Here is a 23,086-nt window from a genome sequence, read left to right on the forward strand (position 1 = left end):
AGAGCCTACAAAAAACATCCGTAAAATTACTCATTGTACTGAGTTTCTTTATTCATAAAGATTAAAAACGAGATTGCAATCAATAAATTCTCACTGGTGCCAGGCATTTATTAGTTTATAGTTTAATAATCGATATTCTTCGAATTCAGCCTCCACTTCATCACCTCGATTCACAGACTGTAATAATCTTAGGCGCATTAGCATTTATGAAGTTATGATATTTATACGGCCTATTCCCCTTTAACGGATCAAAAACCAAATCCGGATTATCATATTTAATTATCTCTTCGGTGGATAATGTGTTTTCTATTTTGAATCCGCAATTTTCTAAATCACCTATTTTCAAATTATCCTTTAAAGATTCAAAAAAATATTTAGGTATCTGCTTTATGGGAACATCACAATGAAAAATTGTTGGTTTTCCTTTTCCTTTCAGCATGTCTAGACGATATAATTCCGCGGCAATACCACTAATAAACTCACTTCCATAGATTAAATAATGTCCACAAGATTGGATTAATTCTTTTCGAGACACACAAAACCAAACACTTCTATGTACTTGATCAAATTCTTTCCAGTGTTTATCAAATACGCCTAATACAGTATCAACTGAAGTCCATTCATCTACAAACTTTTCTAGGGCCTGGCTCTTAGCAAATTCCACCTCAATAGGTACAATTCCATACTTATAGTAACTCTCCACATCGTTAGTTGAACAACCATGATATGCTCTAATATGAGTATATTTTCTCTCTACATCGAGAATAGACTCATTATTTTTTATAAAACTCCTGCAGTTTAAAACTTTCTTCACCTTCTAATTCTCCTCTCTCAAAAAAAGTTTTTAAGTACTTTAAAGTATATTTATTTTATTAGCCTTTGCTTCCTCAGTTCATCTCTAATCTTAACTTTACGTTCCAACTCATCTTTATCTCTTTTTTTCTCTTTCAGTGCTTCTTCTATGACATTTTTGACTAGTACGATCCAACGAAATCGTCCAAAATAAGTGTAAATTATCAAAATTAAAAAGATAGCTATAATGTAAATATTCATCTGTAGAGCATTGAATGCTGCCTTTGTAACTTTAAGGTATTCTGAAGCCATTTCATTAGTTTGTTTTATTAAGTTTTCTGTCCTTTCATCAGGTTTTAAATTTTCATTTAGTTCCTTATTCAATTCTTGATTAGCATTATAAATCCAATCCATCGGTTTCATAGTAAAATTGATTTGAGTATTTATAGAAGTAAATATCATAGTGAAGATTAAAGCGAGGATAGCAATGATCGACGTAAGCTGCTTGTAATGTTCGAATTGAGTATCAATACTAGCCTTAATTGTGATGATTTCTGACTCTGAATGATCATTCACTAAATCACTTTTTAATTTATTTATATCTCCTAATTTTGGGATACCTAATCCCCAAACACCCACTCTATACTTTTTTCTAATATATTTACTTGCTGTTTCAATTTCATCAAATTTAATAATTTTAGGAGTTGTGCTATTTTTCTTCAAAAATCATGTCCCCTTCTAATTTATGTTGATACCTTGAAAATCTTTAGTAGACCTAATCTGTAGAGGCATTAAACTCCTCAGCTCCTTCTCACATATAATATCTAAATTAAATACAAGGAATATGAGAGAATAGTTATTGAACTGAAGGAAAAAAATGTATTAAAATAGACAAGGAATATTTAAATCGTCCTTTAAAGACAGTATTGATTTGGTTAAATGAACTGATTTTTTCATAAAAAATTAATCACCGTTCCAATACTTATTAATTTAGAAAGTTGGTTGTTTTGATGATGGATGGTTATGAGTTCGCAGAATCAACATACTCATATATACAAAATACTTATGGTCAAATATTATTCAGCTTAATGAAAGATTTTAATTTAAAAAACATCCCCGCGTTTCTATTTAATCCAGATGAAGTTCGGTTTTATTTAGGTAGAGATCACCTTGCCATTGAATACATTGGTCCTTACGATCGCCAAATATTAGATGAGTGGAAAACAGAGATTAAATATTATGATTTTACTGAAACAAATGATTTTCTTGAAGAAATTGTCGGTTTCCCTACAGGACGAGAAGACCCACCAGTATCATTGAATACTCATAGTGACAACACTTATTACGCTACCCCTGAGGCTACATCAATTCTAGTTGAAAATAATTGGAATTTTCTTGCACAAGACATGATCTTCATATTAAATAGCCCCAAACTGGTACTGACGAATCAGCATACTCGCCTTCGGAATTGCTATTTTTACTCTGTTGTTAATACTCAATTGAAAGTTCGTAACATCAAATGGATGGAATTTCTCCCTCTAACTCGTGAGGACGTAAATGAAGCCGAAGAAAAAATAAATATGGTTCTTTTTGATCCCGAATCCACTGCATTTAGCGATGCACAATACATTATACCTGAACGATTAAGTTTTCAGCATAGTAAGCTATCAATTATTAATCGGTTCATCGAACTCTATAATTCTGATGAAGTCATAGAGGTAATGATAACTCAGTTTTTAGCTCAACCCGAACACCACTTTATTTTAAAGATGGCATTTTTCGGTGTTGAAGTTTTTGATGAGAGGGAATGTGTATGGGCTGAGGGTACCTCTCCAGCTATTCGTCCTGACTTTTTTGTATCTCATGCAAACGGTTATGCTGACATTGTCGAATTCAAACTCCCCTATTTAAAAACAGAGCAGGCTACTGTAGGTCGTGTAAATCGTGAATCCTTTTCTGCAGAATTAAACTCTCACATATCTCAGACTCGAACATATAGGCAGTATTTTGAAGACCCTCGAAATTGTCGTTACGTGAAGGATACGTATGGAATTAATGTCTATTATCCTAAAAGGTACCTAGTAATTGGTCGTAGATTAATGTTTTCTTCAGAAGTTTGGCGTGCCATTGAGGCCGATTATAATAATATTTCAATTTTAACTTATGATGACATTATTGACACCGTGATGGGACATTTACTAGTATAATCCTTTTTAAACAGTTAACTAAAGCTGTAATATCTTTTAGTTCATTCATTTCGAATGGGAATTGCTTGACCTCGATAACGGCTTTCTTCTGTTTACTGTTAGCAAATTTAAATCTTACTCCCAGCTTTAACGGTGTATTGCTTAATGTCTCTCTATGTCTTATTCTTTAAACAGCCTATTGTTCATACCGAGTTTATCACCAATGAAATCTATAGTATTTTTTGCTTACTCGATTTCCTTCAGTAATGAAGTGCTAGAATTTTCTTCGTAACAGCCTTTATGCGCAAAGCTTAGAATAAAAAATGCGGTCGGTAATTGCAACTGAGCTCAATTTAATACCTCATGGATAACTTCACCATGCACCATTATTCTATTACAATCTAAACAGAAGAGGTCACCGCTTCGGCTGCCGATAGACCTGATAATTAATTGTATTATCTCCTGCAACAGAAAACGTACTTATTAACTACGCTTTCTATATTTGCCAAAGGTTATGATAGTCAGAACCATACCTATAATACCTATACCAGTTAGAATTCCCTGTGTGAAGTCTATCAAATTGCTCTCATTAGAATGTACAATTCGACTCGTTGTTAGCGAAAGAAAAGAGACTACAAACAGTATTCCTAAATCTTGTTGTTGTTTTTTATTCATTATTCCCACTCCCTAATAAGTTTCAAAACACTAACAATACAACGATTTATCCGATTTATAAATGAATTTTTTATTATTACTGTGAATACATTTCGAACAACATAGTCAGCTTTCATACACTCATAAAAAAAAAAGAAACCCTTGATACATCAGCATTTTCGATGTTTCAAGGGTTCAATTTGTCTCAAACATGTATTGTAAACCTGTCTCATTTATCACATAAAACAGTCTCAATTATAATGGTTACTCACATATATTGATGATTCCAATTAAATTTTGTAGGCCTTCATCGCTTTTCTGATCTCCTTGATGCTTGGGCGTTTGCCGTACATCAGCACTCCCGTGCGGTAGATCTTGGCGGCCAGCCAGCCGAACAGTAAGGTGGTTGCCAGTAAGATGAGAATCGAGACCAGAATCTCCCAGGTCGCTACCTCGCCAACGCCAATACGCAGCAGCATGCTGAGCGGAGAAGTGAATGGAACAAAGCTTGCTACCTTAACGAGCAGGGTATCCGGGACAGAGATGCTGAACATCGGAAGATATAAATTGACGAAGCCTAGCATAAGGATCGGCATGATCGCCTGGCCCAGGTCCTCGGTACGGCTGACAATGGAACCTACAGCTGCGTACATCAAGGCGTACAGGAAGTAGCCCAGAATATAGAGTACCAGTCCGTATAGAAGGATACTGATGTCCAGCTGCCCCAGATCAAGATCAAAATCGGTCAGGATACTGGCATTATGCGGAAGCATAAGGTTGGCGGCTACGCCTGCGGAGATAATCGCAATTTGCAGGATGCCGACCAGGAAGATGCCAATCACTTTGCCGAACATTTGCGTCAGTGGTGCAGCACTCGTAATCAGGATTTCCATGATACGGGAGCTTTTCTCCGAAGTGATTTCGGCGGAGATCATATTGCCTGTCATCATAATCGACATAAAGAACAGCATAAGCAGGGCATATACAATCACATAGTTGATAATTGGCGGTGATTCCTCTGCCGTACCTTCATTTCCTGCTCCTTCTGAGCTGATCTGCTGGGTACCAATGGATACCGGGGTGTACATCGCAGCCACCTGTTCCGCAGTCAGCTTATCGCCTACAATCAGCTGAGTATTGGCTTGCTGCAGTGCATTCTGCAGATAGCTCTGCACATCCGAATCAATCTCACCGTTCTTGCTGTAGTAGGTAACTGCGGGAATGCCTTCACCGCTCTGTGCACCCAATGTGATATAGCCCTCGATGTTTTCCTCGTCCAGTCCTTTCTTGAGCGCCGCATCATCGGCAGTAGCATATGGACTGATCGTTACCGGGGTCACGCCCTCAGGCGGACTATAGGCTTGGAGGAGCTCAGCTACGCGGTTGCCATCCTCTGCCACGACTCCGATCTGCACTTGGTTCTTTGCGGACCCGTCGTCTCCCTGGAACAGCTTCACCATATACGGAATGTTCATCCCGATGCTCAGCAGAACCACCAGAATCAGCGTAGTAATCAGAAATGCCTTGGTTCTTACTTTATTCTTGAATGTAAAACCGATAATCGTCCCCATTTTATTCATTGGATTCACCTACCGCTCTAATAAAGATTTGGTTTAGCGTCGGTTCCTTGATCTCAAAATGCTCTACCTCGCCCTGTGCAACAGCATGCTGCAAAATGCGCTGGGCCGCACCGATTTCGCGGATCGAAAGAACATATCCCCGTTCCTGCCGCTGGACGGCTGTTACACCGGCGATACCTTCCAGGCCAGCCACTTCGCCCACTGTGCGGAGTATAACCTCCTCGCGCGGGTAGCCTTTCTTAATCTCGCGGATATCTCCCTGGACCACTGTATTGGAACGGTCAAGAATAGTAATGTTGCGGCATAGCTCCTCAACATGCTCCATCCGGTGTGTAGAGAACAGGATACTGGTGCCCTGATCCCGCATTTCGCGGACGGTATCCTTCAGCAGCTCCACATTGACGGGATCAAGCCCGCTGAAAGCTTCATCGAGAATCAGGATTTGCGGTTTATGGACAACCGCGGCGATAAAGCCCATTTTCTGCTGATTCCCCTTGGAGAGCTCTTCAATTTTCTTATTGTAGTATTCCGGGACCTCAAAGCGGTCCAGCCAATAACGCAGGCTCTTGTCCGCATCGCCTGCCGCCATGCCGCGCAGCCGGGCCAGATAAATAATCTGGTCGCTCACCTTCACCTTCGGGTACAGTCCGCGTTCTTCCGGCAGATAGCCCATCAGATGCTGCAGCTCATTGCTATAGGACTTGCCGTTGTAGAGAATCTTGCCCTCGTCGGGATAGATCAGGCCAAGCACCATGCGCATTGTTGTTGTTTTGCCGGCGCCATTGGCTCCGAGCAGGCCGTAAATCTCACCTTGCTCTACTTTTAGATTAATTTTGTTTACTGCGGTTTTGTCTCCATACTGCTTTACTACCTGTTCAAGCTTCAAAGCTTCCATTCGTTAGTCCCCTCTCTTCTGGTCGATCAGGATCGGACGATGTCCTTGTGTCCATAAGCTTAAAATCTCATCCAGCTCCAGACTGCGGCTCTTGATAACCTTTACGCCCAAGTCCTGAATGCGTTTCTCATTCTGATTAAATTGCTGGGTTATAAATGAAGCGACTCCCGGTGTCTCCAGTGCAAACTGCTGAGCCCCCGGCAATTCAGCCACCAGTTCCCTAAGCTCTTCCTCATCCTGCACGCCCACCCACACCTCGCTCCATGAACCAAACAGGCTGTCCTTCTCCGCCATTCCAAGCAGCTGTCCCCGATGCATCAGTACAATAAAATCAGCCAGCCGCCGAACCTCCTCGACGATATGGGTGGAGATAACAACGGTCGCATCGCTCTCATCCATATACTTGCGGATCGACTCAATCATACTCTTCCAGGCGAAGGGGTCGAGACCCGAGGAGGGCTCATCCAGCAGCAGCAGCCGGGGCCGGGAAGCCAGCGCAGCGGCAATCTCGAATTTACGGCGTTCACCTTTGGACATCTTGCCCAGCTTGGCTCCCCTCGGTACTTCAAATTTATCCTGCAGCTCCTGAAAGTAGCTATGATCCCAGGAAGGGTACCAATGCCGGCGGAATTCGGCGGCCTCATCTGAGGTCCAGTAATTCTCCTCCGTTAGCGGGGTTTCCGGCACATAGGCAATGCTCTGGCGTAGTTCAAGCGGCAGACCTGCCTTGTGCTGCTGTTCAAACCAGAGGATCTCGCCTTCCTCCGGAAAGGTCAGCTGCAGCAGCATATGAAGTAACGTGCTCTTGCCGGAGCCGTTCTGGCCCACCAGTGCGGTAATATAGCCTTGCGGGAAATTCAGATTAAGCGGCCCTATCGTCCTGCTGCGCCACTTCTTGCTTACATTCCGCAGCTCTATGGCCTGCTGTACCATGAGATGAACCCACCTTTCATTCCTGTTTGTTGTATTTGTCTTTTACAATCTCCACAAATATTCCCGTCAGTTCCTCTTCACTGCATTGGACCGACAGGCCAACATCCACCGCACTTTCCAGAGCTTTACGGACGGCATCCCGTTTGTATTCTTCCATCGCCCCGTCGCCCACATGGGAGACAAAGGTTCCGGTTCCCTGTCTTGTCCGCAGCAGCCCCTCATTCTCCAGATCCTGATAGACCCGGCGGACGGTGATCACGCTGCATTTCAGATCTCCGGCAAATTCACGTATGGAGGGAAGCAGTGTCCCTTCCGTGATGCCTCCGCTGATGATCAGCGACCGGAGCTGGGTTTCGATCTGATGGTACAGCGGCTCGGCACTGTTCTCGTTAATCTGTATCGGTATCCACATAAGTTACCTCCGCCCTCTCATACGAGATCGCGGCTTTTAAGCCGGTGTATCGTCAATTTGGAAAATAATTGCACGGATACCGTGCCCAGCAGCAGCGTTCCCCACATCAGCGGAGATAACAGCCCCCATTCCTTCGAGCAGGAGACGCTGTACAGAAACAAATTTCCATCCGCCCATTGAATCAGCAGCGCAACCCCGAAGGACGACGTCATCAGGGCCAGGGTGATCCAAAAGTACGCTTTGCCGCTAACCAGAAACTCCACAAAAATATAGATGCCAGTCATCATCAGGCCATAACCGATCCAGGTAAATGCAAACGCAACGTATGAAGTCCCTGGCAGCTGGCTGCGTATATCGTCACTAATGGCGTACATTAAACCGAAGAACAATACGCCATTCAGACAAAATGAGAACATTGCATCCAGCTTTCTTTTGCACAGGATCACCGCAGACGGAACAGGCAAACTCCGCATATAGGCCAACATCCGGGTGTAGGAGTCTTCACTTAAATATTTCATGGTACGTCGCGAGAACGTGAAGCCCAGCATGGGAATCATAGAAATCAGCAGGAAGTCGGACATCAGCCTTCCGTCACTTCCGCTCAGCGCATCTTCCGTGACCATTACAGTCATAGCCGCCATATATCCCATAAAGATAATGGAAAACAGCAGGGCCCTCACTATGTTCAGCTTGTCACCGCGGAAATCTGCACGGACCAGCACCCAGGCGTCTCTAAATATTGTCATTACCTTTAACCTCGCTTTGTTGTTTCTCCTGCGGTAGGCTGCAGCGGATAGACACGGTTCAGTGTGTATCTCTCTGTGCTTACTGTATATATCTATATACACAGTATATGACCTGTTTTTTCCATTGTCAAGAATCATTTGTAATAAATTTCAATCGGCTATAAAGTAGGAATCAGCAGAGATTGTAGGCTACTCTAGAGAAAATACTCAAGTATCGGGGAGGTTCATATGATTAGTGACCCATGGTTTACTGTTCAGCAAATAGATGAAGCCACATTCGCAATCAGCGAATACGGGCATTGGGAGAAGGTGCATTCCTTTCTGCTGCTGGGGGAGGAAAAAGCTGCGCTGATTGATACCGGTCTTGGCATCGGCAATATCAAAGAAATAACGGATCAGCTGACCCGCTTGCCGATTGAAGTGCTCACCACTCATGTACATACGGACCATATCGGCGGCCATGGACTATTCAGCAGTATTTATGTCCATGAAGCGGATAAGGACTGGCTGGTCCATGGCATTCAGGGTTTGTCTATCGGGCAAATCCGCAGGGACATCGGCAGAGATCTGACCCGGCCTGTGCCGGAGGGCTTTGACCCGGACGCTTACAAGCCTTTTCAGGGTGAGCCAGCCGGCTTATTAAGCGATGGGGACCTCATCTCTCTGGGCGGCAGAACACTTAAGGTGTACCACACTCCCGGGCATTCTCCGGGCCATGTATGCTTTGTGGATAAAGACCGCGGTTATTTGTTTACGGGTGATCTGCTGTATGATGAGACGCCTGTGTATGCTTTTTATCCTTCAACAAATCCTGCAGATTTGGTCAATTCCCTGGAGAGAATGGCTGCATTAGACGGAATCAACAAAGTTTACGGTTCACATAATACACTGGGTCTAGAAGCGGAGATTCTGGAGGAAGTGAAGCTGGCGGTTAAGTTTCTGCGGGAACATGAACTGGTTCATTTCGGCACAGGGATTCACACATTTAACGGCTTTAGTGTGCAGTTCTGATACGGAACGTCTGTGATCATGCGGACTAAAGTTCCGTTATATTGCCCAATCTCGCGGCTTGTGAAGGAGTTCAGACTCAGAAGACGCTCACGCCCAATCCTGTTAAGGCAAAGAGGGACTGTCCAAAGCATCCATTCGCATGGCGCAGGCACAGTCTCTCAGTAATCCCATTAAATACTACAATTTAAAATTCAAGATTTATGTATATCGTGCCATATTTTGTCGTACAATATCACTTATGCGACATTTTTCCCGAAAAAAAATAGGCTTCTGCGTACTTGCGCATTACGAAGCGATTATGCATTCATTATAGGGCATATCCATACTGCTGTATAGGAACTTCCCAGAAATACTAGCGTATTTTGTAAAACTTTGTCTTATTGAATAAAAATCCGCAGGCTGTCCTCTACAAAATCAGGGGCAGCCTTTTGAATTTGCTGCACGGTATGGAGATACCGCTGAGTAGTATTGATGTGGGAATGCCCCAGCGATTCCTGCACCTGCTGTAGTGAGGCGCCCTGCAGCAACGCAAGTGTGGCATTGGTGTGGCGCAGCCAATGTGGAGTAAGCTTTTTCTCAATTGAGCTCGCCTCTCCGGCTGTCTTGATAATCCGCTCTACTTGTCTTGATGATAACGGGAACATCAGAAGCTCCGGGGCAGGATCACCTTTCCCGGCAATGGCGCTGGATAATTGGGAGTACAGCTGCCAAAGGGTCGGCGGTACCTTGATCTCTCTGCGTTTGCCGCCTTTAGCATTCGCGATGGTCAGCCAGAGAGAGGTTTCCAGCGGATCTGTGTGAAAATCCCCCCATTTCATCGCCGTCAGCTCAGATACACGAAGCCCCAGCATCACCAGCGTCAGCCCAATCAGGTAATTGCGCAGGCCCTGCGTCTGGAGCTCCCCCAGCAAATCCCCCACCTCTCTTTTGGTTAAGAAATTTTTTCGGCTGGTAATCGTAATTTTGGGAATCCGCACACTTGAGGTCGGATTAGCTGCAAAGATGCCAATATGCTGATCACTGCCCCATTTATAAAATGATTTCAAAGGTGCGAGGAACGCGGCAATACTTGCCGGCGCCAGTTGCTTAGGATAGCTGTAACCTCCCTGGGTCAGAAAGAATTTATACGCCTCAATCTCCCTCCAGGTAACCTCCTGCAAGGATGTGCCAACTATGAATTTACGGAAATCAGCAATCGCCCGCCTATAATTACGACGTGTATTTGCATTGGCACAGCAGGTTGCCACAAACATCTGAACAATCTGATCGTCACTGAAATTGCCCTCCCCAGAGTAAACCAAACCTAACTGGGCGTTGCTCAATTCTGCTTGTTTTATTGTCATTTCATTGCTCCTCTATGATTAAAAATGTCGCATAAGTGATATTGTACGACATCTTTCCGGTTTTTTGTCTCATTTCCTCACGTCGAGAAGGACCAGAGACACATCAGGAGTAACATGCTAATGAATTGTTAAGAAAAGGAGGAAGGAACCCAGCGCCTGAGGAGCGGCTGCTTAATCACTTATTTGAGAGAACGGAGGTAAAATATGGAGGCTGCCACACAGAAACAATATGTCGAATTCGGGGTGGACAACGAGCATTATGCCATCCCCATCTCCGATGTTCATGAAATTATAAGAATGCAGGAAATTACGGATATTCCAAACGGCCACTACTACGTTAAGGGCATTATCAATCTGAGAGGGAAAATTGTGCCGGTGCTAAGCCTGAGGGTGCTGCTGGATATGGCGGAAATTGCCGAGACTAAGCATACACGCATCCTGGTGGTTCATCACCTGGAGGAATCCATTGGTGTCATTGTTGACAACGTGAATAAAGTGACTACGTTCAATGATATTCAGCCCGCACCGGACAGTGTCTCCGGAATCAGCGGTTCCTTCTTCACCGGAATAGGCTTCTCTTCTTCGGGTCTGGTCGGAATTCTGAAGCTGGATGAGATACTGCTGCGCGAATAACCGGAGGCTACACGGAGAGAAGGTGAATTATGGTTGACTTATCAGAATATCGGGGAATTTTTCTTGAAGAACTGGAGGAGCAGCTGCAACTGATCGAAGATGAAGTTCTCCGGCTGGAGCAGATAGGGGAGACGGAAGACGGAATACAGCAATTCTTCCGGGCAGCCCATACCCTCAAAGGCTCCTCGGCGTCCATGGGTTACAACAGGCTGAAGGAGGTCACACACCATCTTGAGCATCTGCTTCACCAAATGAGGAACGGGGAGCGGCAAGTAACGGATGAGCTTATCCGCCTGTTCTTCCAGGCACTGGATGGAATGCGATCGCTGCAAAGTGAAATCGCCGCTGCAGACCATGAGACGACAGACGTATCCGAGCTGATTCAGAGGCTCAAGACATTTGGTGCGCAGGGACTGCATGGACATGACCGAGGTCCGGCTGTACAGCCAAACAAAACTGAAACTCCGCTACAGCTTTTCTGGCTTCATGTATGGCTCTCCCCGGCCTGTGAAATGAAGCTGCCACGTCTACATCTTATCGACGCCAAGCTGCGGGACCTCGCCACGGTCCTTAGAATGAAGCCGGAGCTGGAAGAGATTGAAGCCCATGACAGCAGGGTCGATGGTGCATCCTGGATGCTGTCCCCCAAGAGGAATATCGAGGAACTCCGGCAGCAGATCTCCTCCATCATGGATGTTGAGAGTATCTACATAGAAGAAGTGAAGGACAGCTCACTTCAGCCTGCTGAAGAAAAAAATCCGGCGCAGCCGGAACCGGAGAGCCGGGGCCTCCCGGACCCGCTGGAGGCACTGCCGGCTACTGCTGACAAGATAAAGCCCCAAACCATTCGCGTACATATTGAGCGGCTGGAAAAGCTGATGAACCTGGCGGGTGAATTGGTAATTGATCAAACCAGGTTCCATCTCCTGAACCGCAGATTTCACGGGCAATACGGAGCCAATGGCCTGACAGAGGAGCTGGGACAGTTGGCCGATCATCTGTCGACGATCACCCGTGAACTGCAGGAGAATATGATCAAGGTACGGATGCTGCCTATAGAGCAGCTGTTCAACCGGCTGCCGCGCATGGTCAGAGATTTGTCATACTCGCTGAACAAGCAGATCGAGCTGGTCATTGAAGGCAAGGAAACAGAGCTGGACCGGACACTAATTGAGGAACTCGGCGACCCGCTTATCCATCTTCTGCGGAATGCGCTGGATCACGGCATAGAAACCCCGGAAATCCGGCGTAGCGCGGGCAAAAGTGAAACAGGCACCGTCCGGGTTGCCGCCTCCCATGAGGATAATCAGGTCATCCTCGTCATTGAGGACGACGGGGCTGGAATCGATGCCGAGGCCATCCTCCAATCCGCCATCAATAAGAGCATCATCACAGCCGAAGAGGCCCGTTACATGAATGAGGATGAAGCGCTGCGCCTTATTTTCAGACCCGGCTTTTCTACTGCCGCTCAAGTAAGCGATATCTCCGGCCGCGGGGTAGGGATGGATATTGTCCGCAATGATATTGAACGGATTAACGGAATGATTGATATTGAGACCACTAAAGGGCAAGGCACCCGGTTCCGTATCCGCCTGCCCTTTACTCTGGCTATCATTCGGGGGCTTCTGGTAAATGCCGGCAATGCGACTTTTGTCATTCCCATGAGCAGTGTGGCCGAAATTATCCGCACCGCTTACGGTGAGATCAAGACCGTTCGGGGCCAACCGGTTATTACAGCACGCAACCAGCTCGTCCCGGTGGTCTGGCTGCATGATTGCCTGGGGATTCCAAGAGCGGAGACAACTGCATCTTCGATCCCGCTGATCATTCTGGGGCGCGGGGAGAAACGGCTGGCTCTGGCAGTGGATACGCTTGTCGGCAATCAGGACATTGTAATTAAAACGCTAGGCTCATACATAGGCAAGTCAGACAGCACTTCAGGGGCCACCATCCTGGGAAACGGCAAAATCGCACTCATCATCGACACCGCAAGTCTGTTTTTCAAAGCAGGTTCTTTGGTTTAACAAATTCATGATCACTGGGGGAATCGGGTATGAAATGGTTTTATAATTTAAAAACAAGCGTGAAGTTAATCTCATCCTTTTTGGTGGTTGCTGTCATTTTGGCCTTCGTGGGTCTTTATGGTCTGAACAATCTGGGTTCAATCAATGACAGTCTTGATGATATGTATACGAACAATCTGGTGCCTGTCTCCTCTCTTCAAAGCTCCCAGAACAGCTTCACCAGTATGCGCGGCATCGCCCGGGATCTGTATATTAAAGAAACGCCTGCGGAACGGAAGCAGCGCGTGGAAGACTATGAAACTGAAAAGCAGAATGTGCTGGATAGCATCGCAGCCTTCCGCAAAACAAAGCTCAGCGAAGACTCCATCCAGGCGATCGCTCCATTCGAAGCTGCCTGGAACGAATATTTGAATACTTATGAATCCCTGATCAGCGCATCCCTTGCCCAGCGGGACGACGAACTGCTGGACACGCTCCGCAGCACCACTCTGGCCAATGAAGCGGATGCCCTAAAGCAAATCATCAACAATCTGATCAGCATCAATATCAAAGAAGCGGATCAGGCCAAACAGGATGGAGCATCCCTGTACAACTCCTCGCGGACTATTACGCTTGCTGTCGTTGTAGCTGCCGTGATGCTGTGCATCCTGCTCGGCTATATGATCTCCCGAATCATCTCGAAGCCGCTGGCTAAGGTAGTCCAGATCCTCTCCAAGGTAGCTGATGGCGACTTACGTAGCCAGACGGAGATCGACACCAAAGATGAAATCGGCATGCTGGCGTTTAAGGTCAATGAGATGGTCAGCAATCTTCGCCGGACTGTCGGGTCCATTCTTATGCATTCCCAAAGCCTGTCCGCCGCCGCAGAAGAGATTTCCGCCAGTACACAGGAGATAGCCAGCGGCAGCACAAGCACTGCGAATGATGCCGGAACGATCAGCGAATTATTTAAAGAGCTCTCCAGCGCCATCCACTCCGTAGCGCAGAACACCGAACAGGCCTCGGTCATCTCGGATGAAACTGTGCTGATTGCCGAAGATGGCAACAGCATCATTCAGGAATCTATGGAGAGCATGCAGTCTGTCAGCGGGCAGATGGCCCGGCTGGAGGAGGACTCCCAAAAGGTCGGGGACATTATCGATGTCATCGAGGATATCGCTGATCAGACAAATCTGCTCGCGCTTAACGCAGCTATTGAAGCCGCAAGGGCCGGAGAGCAGGGACGCGGCTTCGCCGTGGTTGCCGATGAGGTGCGGAAGCTTGCCGAACGCAGCGGCGAGGCCACCAAGCAGATTACAGGCATCATCAAGGGCATGCAGGCGAACACACGCTACAGTGTAAGCGCCGTACAGGAAAGTGCCGAATTGTCGCAGAAAACCGGCGTCTCTTTTCACAAGATCGTCACGATGGTGAATAACGCCGGCCAGAAAATTTCCGAGATCGCTGCTGCCAGTGAAGAGCAAGCGGCACAGTCGACCAATGTGCTGGCCGCTGTCGAGAATATTTCTGCCACCACCCAACAGTCTGCCGCAAGCAGCGAGGAGTCTGCATCTTCCGCCCAATCTCTGGCCAGCCTGGCCGAGGAGCTGCAGAGCACCGTCTCCTCCTTCCGCCTGTAGCCTATATTTGAACAAAAGACCTGTGAACCTGCAAGTTCCAAAGCGGAACCGCAGGCCTCACAGGTCTTTTGGTACTTTTACAGTGTCAGATCAGGCACCTAAAATAATTTGCCAGACCGGCTTTGTGTGCCCGCCCGGATAAAAGATGTACAGCAGAACATACACAGCGACACCCGTAATAGCAGTAATAAACCAGATGACAGCAGTCACTCTTCCCCATTTCCGGTGTTTGGCAAATTGAGCCTTGAAACCCAGCGTCAGCGTAGTGATGCCGAATACGGCGGCTACCGTCGCCAGCACGATATGGAAAATCAGAAAGATGTGGTAGAGCGTCGACAAATCGGCCGGTCCACCCCAGGATGTGTTGCCTACGAATGCCGTTCTGGACACATACACAATGAAAAACAAGATGGCAGCAACAGCGGCGGCAATCATTGTTTTCTTGTGCGCTTCGCGCTTGCCCTTAATGATTTGTCTCCAGCCAACCGCCACCAGCAACGCGCTGATTACGATGAAAGATGTGCTGATCGTTGGAAACAATGTGAAAATATCCATGATTATCCCCCTCGGCGCTCGCCAGCTATGCACGAGCAAGAAGAAGCCGCTACATTGTTCTTTGCAGAGCGTATGCTTCCGATGCCAACAATACTCTGTATCGCTCTCAGGTATCCGTTGCTTTAGAAATACAAGGATAATTCAGGTGTGTGACTCAACCTTCCTTGTATTTCAAGTAGCCATCCCCCGGTTCGGCGGATGGCGCGGAAACCTCCGCATCGTCTTGCCCGTTCTCTTTTTTATACCAATGATAGAACACATAAGCAAGCATCGAGGCAAAAATAAATTCCTGAATGAACTTCATGGCGATGCCCCCCACCTGCTGATCGACCTTGGGCGACAGCCATCCGAAGAACGCCGGACCACCGAACGTCTGCAGCAATGAAGCAGGATTTCCCGATACACAGTAGCCCATCGCCCGCGCCCAGGTGTCTGGATCACTGTACGTGGCATATAGGGGAGTCCCCGCAAAAATAATCAGCCCGCAGGCCGGTGTCAGCAGCACCATATTCAGGAAGATAAAGCCTACCTGGCCAAGGCCGCCAAGTTTCCGGCACTCCGGCAGAGGATTTATCAGATTCCACCACATGAGGATAGAGGTCAGAAAAAGCAGGCCGTAATAGAGCCGGTGAACCGTAAAATGCAGCATCACGTAATCATGAACCACTGGAATATGGTAAAGCGAGAACAGTCCGTTGAACAGAAGGGCCGCTACCACCGGCTGTGCCAGAAAGGCAAAACGCCGCAATGGGTTCACCTTAAGAAAAGCACGCCAGACCCAGTCCGGAATCCCGAGCATAATCAGCGGCACCGCCACCAGATAGGACAGCGCCATACTGACCATATGGAAGGAAAAGAAGATATGGCCCAGCAGGCTGACCGGCCCGCCCTGCGCAAGGTAAAGAGCCAGCATTCCGCTAAGAAACAAACCCCTGCGCCATACAGGAACTGCAGAAGCACCGGAGAACCGACCGGCAAGCGGACCGATCAATACGAAATATCCGGCCGTCAGCAGCAGCAGGACCGCCAGAAAAAGCGGACTCCACAAATCCTCAAAGCTGAAATATTGTAATCCCAGCATGATCAGAAGCCTCCTTAATCCCACCAAACCCAATACAGTGCCATGATAATGCAGGTTCCGGCGATAAAAAAGCCGCCCAGCATAAATAGAATCGGTATCAAATGCCCCTTGTCCTTCAGATGCATCCAGAAGCCCATCTGCAGAAAAACCTGCAGAACCGCCATGACCAGCAGCAGAATCACAGCAAAGGTCGCGTTGACTCCTCCGGCCGCAACAGCTGCAAAGGCAATCAGCGTCAGAATAACAGAGAAGATAAACACCACGATATGCCGCTGTGGCCCTTCCTGCCGGTGGCGGTGCTTCACCGCGCTATCCGGAGAACGCTGTTCTGTCGCCATAGCTAACCCACCTTTCCGAGCAGGTAAACAACCGTGAAGATAAACACCCATACCACATCGATAAAATGCCAATACATCGCGGACACATAAATCTTCGGTGCCGTGACCACCGTCAGCCCTTTATAGCTCAGCTGCCCGATCAGCACGGCGATCCACACAATCCCGAAAGCAACGTGAGCACCGTGGAACCCGACCAGTGTATAGAACGCCGAGCTGAATGCACTGGTAGTCATCCCGAATTTCTCGTGTCTTATATACTCGCTGAATTCGTAGATTTCCAGCCCGAGAAAGGCCGCGCCAAGCACTACAGTAACCAGCAGCCAGTTCCGCAGCAAAGCGGGCTGGTTCCGGTGCATCGCCTGAATGGCGAATACGCTCGTCAGGCTGCTCACCAGCAGCAGGAAGGTTGCAGCGGCAACCAGCGGCAGATGGAACAATTCGTTCGCAGACGGACCGTCATTCGTCTGGTTTCGCAGCGCCAGGAACGTAGCGAACAAGGTGCCGAAAAGCACCGCTTCTCCACCAAGGAACAGCCAGAAGGCCAGCACTTTGTTGCGGCCTTCCGCCGTCGCTTTTTCCGGTTCGTGCGGGAGAGTGCCTTTTGCAGCTTCAGCATGTGCCGTTGTCATGTCGGTTCACCTTCCTTCCAGCTCTTCGGGTTCGATATGCCAGCCATGATCATCAAAGAGCGAGCGCATCAGCATCGACCCGAAGGTTATCAGAAGACCCAGCGCCGTAACGATATAGTTATTAAAGAGAAAACTCATAAAGCTGTTGCCAAAATCATCACGGCTGAACATAAAGCCAAGTCCGGCAATAAAGATACCAACCGACATCAGGAACGGGTGCACCGTCGCTGAAGGCATATGAATGGAGCCTACCGGTTCGGATGGCGTCATGCCCTTGTGTCCGGCTGTTTTTTCCTTCCAGAAAGCATCCAGACCGCGCACCAGCGGTGTTTGCTTGAAATTGTATTCCGGAGGCGGTGAGGAAATGGTCCATTCCAGCGTCCGTCCGTCTTCCCACGGATCATCCGCCGCATCTGCCTGCTTTCTGGAAGTGATGAAGACATTGGCCAGGAAAAACAGCATTCCTACACCCATAAGCCCTGCCCCGATCGTACTGATCAAATTAAGCAGGTCGAATTGCTGATTCGGCAAATACGTAAATACGCGGCGCTGCATCCCCATAAGCCCCAGGAAATGCTGTACAAAAAAGGTCATGTGAAACCCGATGATAAAGGTCCAGAAGGTCCATTTGCCCAGGTGTTCGCTCAGCATTCTTCCGAACATTTTAGGCCACCAATAATGCAGGCCCGCGAACAAGCCGAGCACCAGGCCGCCGACAATTACATAGTGAAAATGGGCAACAACAAAATACGTGTCATGAAACTGGAAATCGGCAGGAGCAGAAGCCAGCATGACACCTGTAACCCCGCCCATGGTGAAGGTTGGAATAAAGCCGACCGCGAATAAATTCGGGGTGGTAAAGCGTACTTGCCCGCCCCACATCGTGAACAGCCAATTGAAAATTTTGATTCCTGTCGGAACGGCGATCAGCATCGTGGATACAGAGAACAAGGCGTTCGCTACCGGTCCGAGGCCGGTGGTGAACATATGATGCGCCCAGACCATGAAGCCAAGGAAGGCGATCAGGATCGTCGCAAAGACCATGGAGCTGTACCCGAACAGCCGCTTACGCGAGAACGTCGGGATGACCTCGGAGATAATGCCGAAGGCCGGAAGAATCAGAATATACACTTCGGGATGACCAAAGATCCAAAAAATATGCTGCCAGAGTACCGGATTGCCGCCGCCGCTGGTCTCAAAGAAATTGGCGCCGAGAATCCGGTCGAAGGTTAGCAGCACAAGCCCTACTGTAACTGCGGGAAAAGCGAACAGGATAATAGCGGAAGTGATAAAGGTAGCCCAGGCGAACATCGGCATCCGCATAAATGACATTCCTGGAGCCCGCATCGTAATGATCGTAGCCAGGAAGTTAATGCCGCCGATTAGTGTGCCTAGCCCGGCAATCTGCAAGCCGATCGTGTAGAAATCCACCCCGTGGGTGGTGCTGTAGGAGCTGGAGGACAGTGGGGTATAAGCGGTCCAGCCGGCATCGGGCGCTCCCCCCATAACCCAGCTGAGATTAAGCAGAATGCCGCCGAACAGAAACGTCCAGAAGCCAAGCGCATTCAGAAAAGGAAAAGCTACGTCGCGCGCACCGATCTGCAGCGGGATAACCGCATTCATCAGTGCGAAAATGACCGGCATGACCCCGAGAAAAATCATCGTTGTCCCATGCATCGTAATCAATTCGTTAAAGGTCTGGGCATCCAGAAAGGTATTCATCGGCTTGATCAGCTGGATGCGGATCAGAATGGCCTCCAGCCCGCCGATGCCAAAAAAGATCCCTCCGGCCCAAAGGTACAAAATTGCAATCTTCTTATGATCGACGGTGGTAATCCAGTCCATGATTCCGGTATGCCGTTTAACGCTGTGGCCATGCCTCAAGGGCCCGGAAGGATTCAAGGATTGCGCTGTTTGAGCCAAGATACGTACCCCCTTTTCAAATATGCTGCTTCTGTTTTGGGCAATAGGCTTTATTCCAGCGTGTAGCCGGCCAGATATTCGGCAATTCCGTCAATCTCTTCATCACTGAGTCCCAGTTCCTTGGGGTCAGGCATCCGGTTGCCCGGCTTGACGCTTTGCGGATCATGCAGCCAGGTCTTAAGATTCTCCAGGATCGGCGCTCCGTCGACACCTGTATCGTCGTTCAGCAGGATACCAGCCACCGACTCGCGGGACCCGATCCCGGTGAGGGATGGACCGTTGCTGCCTACCATATCACCCACTGCGTGGCAGGTCAGGCACGCGGATTTGAACTTTTCCGCAAGCGCCGGATCTTCAGGCATCACCGCCGGGGCTTTCATGGAAGCAATCCATGCCGTGAACGCATCCTTGCTGACCGACTTCACTTTAAATTCCATAAATCCGTGGGAAGGACCGCACAGCTCCGCGCATTTGCCGCGGTAAACGCCTTCATTTGGCGCACTGAAGCTGAAATGGTTCGTTGACCCGTCCGGGTTGGTATCTATTTTGCCGGAGAGAGAAGGCACCCAGAAGGAGTGCAGCACATCCTTTGTAGTCAGCTCAAAGGCGATATCCACGCCCGCAGGAATCACCAGATCCTGCGCCGTTGTCACACCGTAATCGGGGTATTCGAATTCCCACCAGTATTGGTGGCCGGTCACCTTGACCTTAACTGCATTCTTATCATCCGAATGATCATCTCCTGCGGCAAACACCGCCTGCACGGTCGGAACCGCCAGCACAATTACAAGGATCAGCGGGATGACCGTCCACAGCACTTCAAGCTTGAAGCTGCCTTCCACCTGTTCAGGGATCTCATGCTGGCCCGGTTTCCTGCGGTAACGGATAAGCACGTAGGCCGCAATGGCAAAGACGATCAGCAGCACGACAATCATGATGGTAATCGACAGCTTCATGAGTCCGAACGAGCTTTCCGCTGCAGGTCCCTGCGGTCTGAGCACCGACAAGTCCTGCCGCCCGCATCCTGCGAGAATGAGTCCAAGCGTTGCTGTCATGGGAAGAAGCCGTTTACCAGCCTGCCACGTTTTCATCATTGATCTACCCCGCTTTTCCCGATTTCGTAGATTAGAGGATTTTCCTGTCAATTATAACAATCACTATTAATATAAGTTTATGGGGGTCTTTTGTCAATCGTTCACAGCAAGTTCACAAAGCATTTTTTCAAACAGAAAAAGCTTGTCCTTACTGCATTTAAGAGCGCTTACATAAAATGAATCTTTTATCATTTTTTCTTTAAAGCGCATACATATCTATTTGTGTCTATAAATTCATTTGACTATTTTATGATTTATGATCTTGCAATAAATATGCGCACAAAAAAAACCGCTTCCTGCGGCAGCAAGCCGCCCGGGCACGGTTTATGAGAATCCTCATGGATGTAATTCCAAATTTGATGTCGTCAAATAGCAGGAAGTATTCCTGTCTGTAAATTAGGAAACGGATGAGTTTATTCTTCCCAACTCATGCTCCACGACCATAGTCAGCTCTTCTTCATAGCCTCCCGTGATCCGATACTTCCGGACATACTCCTTCACAAATTTCTTGGGATCTTTGGGCCGGAAAATGCGTGTCATTTCCCGTAGACTTTCCTTCACTTCGTTATGACCTTTACTTGCCATGATCAGTTCCCTCCCAAAACATTGAAAATGAATGCTCCGTTGTAGAGAATGCATGATGAAAAGTCCGCCGTAACCTCGAAATGCAAGTCAAGAAACCGTAACACATACGTGGCTTGCATTATCCGCCTAAACGTTCATTCCATAAATATGGAGGTCCGCCTTGCCGGTGAAGCAGGTTCGTCGTGATTTGGGCTGAGAGTAAGATGCACCAAATGCGGAACACCTTGACACTTTACTTACCCGAAGAGCCACTTGCTGAATCACTCCTTTCGGGCCTTATCGTTATATTGTATCATATTCCAGTCCAACTTCCACCTTTCCTTGTAAAATTTACGTACGTAAAATATTTTTTTACTCTTCTCTACCGCAGCAGGTGGGGCTTGCAGACTTTTGGTTAAAATAATGTATCCGCCGCCGCATCTTAGACTGCAGCAGGCAGCTTGGAAAGGGGATTGCTATGAGCCAGCAGCTGTCTTTACTACACACACCTAACAACCCGGCACCCGTTATAGCAGCAGCCCGTCCGGATGACACCGGAACCTGTCCTCTTCGACTGGAGAAGGCCCATCAGGCAGTTACGAAAGAATATCCCAAAATGCATAGTATGCTTGTCGTCCGCCACGGGCAACTGATATTTGAACGGTATTACGGGGGATATCATGCCGGAATGCTGAATGATCTTCGTTCGGCCACCAAAAGCTTCCTCTCTCTTCTTATCGGCATTGCCATCAGCAAAGGCCATATTCCGGGAGTCCACACTTTTGTAGCCGAAGCGCTTCAGAGATATCTGCCGCCCCGCTGCTCTCCGCAGCTATCGGAAATTACGCTGCGCCACCTGCTGACCATGACCTCCGGCTTCAGGTGGATTACCGGCAGGAAGCTCGGAGAACCGCTCGTACGTAATCTGCAGCGCAGCCGCCGCTGGACTTCTTACGCTCTTAGCCTGCCCATTGATCATGAAAATATTGGGCAATTTCAATACCGCAGCAGCGACTCGCATCTAATATCGGTTATGCTGAGCGAATTCTCAGGGCTAGACGCTTACAGCTATGCCAGAGAGCATCTGTTTGGACCGCTGGACATTCACCACACCGCCTGGCTGCCCAGTCCTGAAGGGCACAGCATGGGCCATATCGGCTTATACCTGACCTCGCGTGATCTGGCTAAAGTCGGTATAGTCCTGCTGGGCGGCGGCCTTTACAAAGGACAGCAGATGATCCCGCAGAATTGGCTGGAAGATGCGTTCACAGCCCAGACCCCCGGGTATCCGGCCTACGGTCATTACGGGTATCAATTCTGGAACGGCATGATGAGCAGCCAGCCCTACGTACTGGCACATGGACACGGGGGCCAGCAGCTATTGCTGCTGCCGAAGCTGGACGCCGCCGTTATCTTCACCGCCGAGAGCGCCGTCAGCCGGTGGAAAAACCCCCGCAGACTGGTTGAACAATACATTATACCGGCGATGGAGCTTTAGCATGTCTAACGAAAAGAAAGAATGCCTTTTTACTTGAACCCCTTCCCGGTCCACATACTTTGCCGGGACAAATCATAGGCTCATAGAGAAGAGGGAACCGGTTAACCGCCTTCTTCTCCAAGTACAAGGAGAGTGAGCCTTTTGTCCCCTTTCAGATCTTCCACCGGACTGCCTGACCATATTGCCGCCGCCCTATGCTACTTCTTTCCCTTCATTGGGGGAATCGTTTTTCTGGCCCTGGAGAAACGCAGCCGCTTCGTGCTCTTTCATGCGTTGCAGTCGCTGATCGCCTTCGGGACACTGATGATTGTGCATGTCCTCAGCGGCTTTATTCCGCTGCTCGGCGCTCTCGTCGCAGCCTTAATTTCCCTTTGCAGCTTCGCCGTATGGCTTCTCATGATCTACCATGCTTTGGGCGGAAGATGGTATAAGCTTCCCTGGGCAGGGGAGATCGCTGAAAGCCAGCTCCGTCAGTTGTAGCCTGCCTCCTGCTGTTTATCCTTATTTTTAAGATTCCCTTTTGAACGTCCACTCCGTACAATGGAATCAGGACATACAGGAATCTACAGGCTGGAG

At 48.2% G+C, this 23,086-nt stretch carries 22 protein-coding genes; 7 read left to right on the forward strand and 15 right to left on the reverse strand.

All coding sequences use genetic code 11. The features are described from left to right. Positions 1-160: 160 nt before the first annotated feature. Both NYE29_RS07220 and NYE29_RS07225 read right to left on the reverse strand, forming a co-directional pair. Positions 161-814, reverse strand: coding sequence for a hypothetical protein (locus NYE29_RS07220; protein ID WP_340895091.1), 654 nt, complete (start codon positions 812-814; stop codon positions 161-163). Positions 815-864: 50 nt separating this feature from the next. Further along, entirely contained in the window at positions 865-1,515 is a 651-nt protein-coding gene (locus NYE29_RS07225) for a hypothetical protein (RefSeq protein ID WP_340895094.1), read from the reverse strand. A 290-nt stretch (positions 1,516-1,805) separates the two neighbouring features. Here NYE29_RS07225 and NYE29_RS07230 point away from each other — a divergent pair, with 290 nt between their 5' ends. Continuing rightward, a complete protein-coding gene (locus NYE29_RS07230) occupies positions 1,806-2,999 on the forward strand; it encodes a Shedu anti-phage system protein SduA domain-containing protein (protein WP_340895095.1) in 1,194 nt (397 codons plus the stop codon). A gap of 923 nt (positions 3,000-3,922) precedes the next feature. Here the strand turns inward: NYE29_RS07230 and NYE29_RS07235 are convergent. Genes NYE29_RS07235 through NYE29_RS07255 form a run of 5 tightly spaced genes read right to left on the reverse strand, consistent with a single transcriptional unit; the run spans position 3,923 to position 8,198 of the window. Next, positions 3,923-5,212 carry an ABC transporter permease gene (locus tag NYE29_RS07235; protein WP_076113741.1) on the reverse strand — a complete coding sequence of 430 codons (1,290 nt, stop codon included), beginning with the start codon at positions 5,210-5,212 and terminating at the stop codon, positions 3,923-3,925. After that, the gene (locus tag NYE29_RS07240) at positions 5,205-6,107 is read right to left on the reverse strand and encodes an ABC transporter ATP-binding protein (protein WP_076113740.1); all 903 of its coding nucleotides are present in this window, start codon (positions 6,105-6,107) and stop codon (positions 5,205-5,207) included. Before NYE29_RS07240 ends, NYE29_RS07235 begins: the two co-directional genes overlap by 8 nt. Before the next feature lie 3 nt (positions 6,108-6,110). Further along, on the reverse strand, positions 6,111-7,040 hold the full coding sequence (locus NYE29_RS07245; protein ID WP_340895098.1) for an ABC transporter ATP-binding protein: 930 nt from the start codon (positions 7,038-7,040) through the stop codon (positions 6,111-6,113). Between the two features lie 16 nt (positions 7,041-7,056). Then, on the reverse strand, positions 7,057-7,452 hold the full coding sequence (locus NYE29_RS07250; protein ID WP_038585414.1) for a GntR family transcriptional regulator: 396 nt from the start codon (positions 7,450-7,452) through the stop codon (positions 7,057-7,059). Positions 7,453-7,469: 17 nt separating this feature from the next. Next, the gene (locus tag NYE29_RS07255) at positions 7,470-8,198 is read right to left on the reverse strand and encodes a hypothetical protein (protein ID WP_340895102.1); all 729 of its coding nucleotides are present in this window, start codon (positions 8,196-8,198) and stop codon (positions 7,470-7,472) included. 228 nt (positions 8,199-8,426) lie between these two features. On the opposite strand from NYE29_RS07255, the gene NYE29_RS07260 reads away from it, so the two are divergent. Next, on the forward strand, positions 8,427-9,209 hold the full coding sequence (locus tag NYE29_RS07260) for an MBL fold metallo-hydrolase (RefSeq protein ID WP_340895103.1): 783 nt from the start codon (positions 8,427-8,429) through the stop codon (positions 9,207-9,209). 377 nt (positions 9,210-9,586) lie between these two features. Here NYE29_RS07260 and NYE29_RS07265 read toward each other — a convergent pair whose 3' ends face one another. Next, positions 9,587-10,552: a tyrosine-type recombinase/integrase gene (locus NYE29_RS07265; RefSeq protein ID WP_038585405.1), complete on the reverse strand. Its 966-nt coding sequence runs from the start codon at positions 10,550-10,552 to the stop codon at positions 9,587-9,589. Positions 10,553-10,756: 204 nt separating this feature from the next. Here NYE29_RS07265 and NYE29_RS07270 point away from each other — a divergent pair, with 204 nt between their 5' ends. From NYE29_RS07270 to NYE29_RS07280, 3 genes are read left to right on the forward strand one after another with little or no spacing between them, the layout of a single operon-like run. Beyond that, positions 10,757-11,185, forward strand: a complete 429-nt coding sequence (locus tag NYE29_RS07270; RefSeq protein WP_076113736.1) for a chemotaxis protein CheW — start codon at positions 10,757-10,759, stop codon at positions 11,183-11,185. Between the two features lie 29 nt (positions 11,186-11,214). Continuing rightward, positions 11,215-13,209 (forward strand): chemotaxis protein CheA, encoded by a 1,995-nt coding sequence (locus NYE29_RS07275; RefSeq protein ID WP_340895106.1) that lies wholly within the window; start codon positions 11,215-11,217, stop codon positions 13,207-13,209. A gap of 29 nt (positions 13,210-13,238) precedes the next feature. Then, positions 13,239-14,828 (forward strand): methyl-accepting chemotaxis protein, encoded by a 1,590-nt coding sequence (locus NYE29_RS07280; RefSeq protein WP_340895108.1) that lies wholly within the window; start codon positions 13,239-13,241, stop codon positions 14,826-14,828. A gap of 90 nt (positions 14,829-14,918) precedes the next feature. Here the strand turns inward: NYE29_RS07280 and NYE29_RS07285 are convergent, their stop codons facing one another. From NYE29_RS07285 to NYE29_RS07315, 7 genes are all read right to left on the reverse strand, one after another. Then, entirely contained in the window at positions 14,919-15,383 is a 465-nt protein-coding gene (locus NYE29_RS07285; protein WP_076113733.1) for a DUF420 domain-containing protein, read from the reverse strand. Between the two features lie 154 nt (positions 15,384-15,537). Next, positions 15,538-16,464, reverse strand: a complete 927-nt coding sequence (ctaG, locus tag NYE29_RS07290) for a cytochrome c oxidase assembly factor CtaG (protein WP_076113732.1) — start codon at positions 16,462-16,464, stop codon at positions 15,538-15,540. A gap of 14 nt (positions 16,465-16,478) precedes the next feature. Next, positions 16,479-16,802, reverse strand: a complete 324-nt coding sequence (locus tag NYE29_RS07295) for a cytochrome C oxidase subunit IV family protein (RefSeq protein WP_038585393.1) — start codon at positions 16,800-16,802, stop codon at positions 16,479-16,481. 2 nt (positions 16,803-16,804) lie between these two features. Then, on the reverse strand, positions 16,805-17,431 hold the full coding sequence (locus tag NYE29_RS07300) for a cytochrome (ubi)quinol oxidase subunit III (RefSeq protein WP_340895111.1): 627 nt from the start codon (positions 17,429-17,431) through the stop codon (positions 16,805-16,807). Positions 17,432-17,437: 6 nt separating this feature from the next. Continuing rightward, on the reverse strand, positions 17,438-19,276 hold the full coding sequence (gene ctaD, locus NYE29_RS07305) for a cytochrome c oxidase subunit I (RefSeq protein ID WP_340899638.1): 1,839 nt from the start codon (positions 19,274-19,276) through the stop codon (positions 17,438-17,440). Positions 19,277-19,404: 128 nt separating this feature from the next. After that, entirely contained in the window at positions 19,405-20,448 is a 1,044-nt protein-coding gene (coxB, locus tag NYE29_RS07310) for a cytochrome c oxidase subunit II (protein WP_038585390.1), read from the reverse strand. Between the two features lie 396 nt (positions 20,449-20,844). Next, a complete protein-coding gene (locus NYE29_RS07315) occupies positions 20,845-21,033 on the reverse strand; it encodes a hypothetical protein (protein WP_038585388.1) in 189 nt (62 codons plus the stop codon). 457 nt (positions 21,034-21,490) lie between these two features. Here NYE29_RS07315 and NYE29_RS07320 point away from each other — a divergent pair, with 457 nt between their 5' ends. Both NYE29_RS07320 and NYE29_RS07325 read left to right on the forward strand, forming a co-directional pair. Continuing rightward, the gene (locus NYE29_RS07320) at positions 21,491-22,510 is read left to right on the forward strand and encodes a serine hydrolase domain-containing protein (RefSeq protein ID WP_340895117.1); all 1,020 of its coding nucleotides are present in this window, start codon (positions 21,491-21,493) and stop codon (positions 22,508-22,510) included. A 141-nt stretch (positions 22,511-22,651) separates the two neighbouring features. Beyond that, positions 22,652-22,990 carry a DUF4870 domain-containing protein gene (locus tag NYE29_RS07325; RefSeq protein ID WP_038585383.1) on the forward strand — a complete coding sequence of 113 codons (339 nt, stop codon included), beginning with the start codon at positions 22,652-22,654 and terminating at the stop codon, positions 22,988-22,990. Positions 22,991-23,086 lie beyond the last annotated feature (96 nt).

Source organism: Paenibacillus sp. FSL M7-1046 (genome assembly GCF_038007405.1).
GTDB lineage: Bacteria > Bacillota > Bacilli > Paenibacillales > Paenibacillaceae > Paenibacillus_AQ.

Excerpts from the sequence above, each read along its gene's own strand:
- NYE29_RS07230 (WP_340895095.1), top strand. The coding sequence starts at position 1,806 with ATGGATGGTTATGAGTTCGCAGAATCAACATACTCATATATACAAAAT.
- NYE29_RS07235 (WP_076113741.1), bottom strand. The coding sequence starts at position 5,212 with ATGAATAAAATGGGGACGATTATCGGTTTTACATTCAAGAATAAAGTA.
- NYE29_RS07240 (WP_076113740.1), bottom strand. The coding sequence starts at position 6,107 with ATGGAAGCTTTGAAGCTTGAACAGGTAGTAAAGCAGTATGGAGACAAA.
- NYE29_RS07245 (WP_340895098.1), bottom strand. The coding sequence starts at position 7,040 with ATGGTACAGCAGGCCATAGAGCTGCGGAATGTAAGCAAGAAGTGGCGC.
- NYE29_RS07250 (WP_038585414.1), bottom strand. The coding sequence starts at position 7,452 with ATGTGGATACCGATACAGATTAACGAGAACAGTGCCGAGCCGCTGTAC.
- NYE29_RS07255 (WP_340895102.1), bottom strand. The coding sequence starts at position 8,198 with ATGACAATATTTAGAGACGCCTGGGTGCTGGTCCGTGCAGATTTCCGC.
- NYE29_RS07260 (WP_340895103.1), top strand. The coding sequence starts at position 8,427 with ATGATTAGTGACCCATGGTTTACTGTTCAGCAAATAGATGAAGCCACA.
- NYE29_RS07265 (WP_038585405.1), bottom strand. The coding sequence starts at position 10,552 with ATGACAATAAAACAAGCAGAATTGAGCAACGCCCAGTTAGGTTTGGTT.
- NYE29_RS07270 (WP_076113736.1), top strand. The coding sequence starts at position 10,757 with ATGGAGGCTGCCACACAGAAACAATATGTCGAATTCGGGGTGGACAAC.
- NYE29_RS07275 (WP_340895106.1), top strand. The coding sequence starts at position 11,215 with ATGGTTGACTTATCAGAATATCGGGGAATTTTTCTTGAAGAACTGGAG.
- NYE29_RS07280 (WP_340895108.1), top strand. The coding sequence starts at position 13,239 with ATGAAATGGTTTTATAATTTAAAAACAAGCGTGAAGTTAATCTCATCC.
- NYE29_RS07285 (WP_076113733.1), bottom strand. The coding sequence starts at position 15,383 with ATGGATATTTTCACATTGTTTCCAACGATCAGCACATCTTTCATCGTA.
- ctaG (WP_076113732.1), bottom strand. The coding sequence starts at position 16,464 with ATGCTGGGATTACAATATTTCAGCTTTGAGGATTTGTGGAGTCCGCTT.
- NYE29_RS07295 (WP_038585393.1), bottom strand. The coding sequence starts at position 16,802 with ATGGCGACAGAACAGCGTTCTCCGGATAGCGCGGTGAAGCACCGCCAC.
- NYE29_RS07300 (WP_340895111.1), bottom strand. The coding sequence starts at position 17,431 with ATGACAACGGCACATGCTGAAGCTGCAAAAGGCACTCTCCCGCACGAA.
- ctaD (WP_340899638.1), bottom strand. The coding sequence starts at position 19,276 with ATGGACTGGATTACCACCGTCGATCATAAGAAGATTGCAATTTTGTAC.
- coxB (WP_038585390.1), bottom strand. The coding sequence starts at position 20,448 with ATGATGAAAACGTGGCAGGCTGGTAAACGGCTTCTTCCCATGACAGCA.
- NYE29_RS07315 (WP_038585388.1), bottom strand. The coding sequence starts at position 21,033 with ATGGCAAGTAAAGGTCATAACGAAGTGAAGGAAAGTCTACGGGAAATG.
- NYE29_RS07320 (WP_340895117.1), top strand. The coding sequence starts at position 21,491 with ATGAGCCAGCAGCTGTCTTTACTACACACACCTAACAACCCGGCACCC.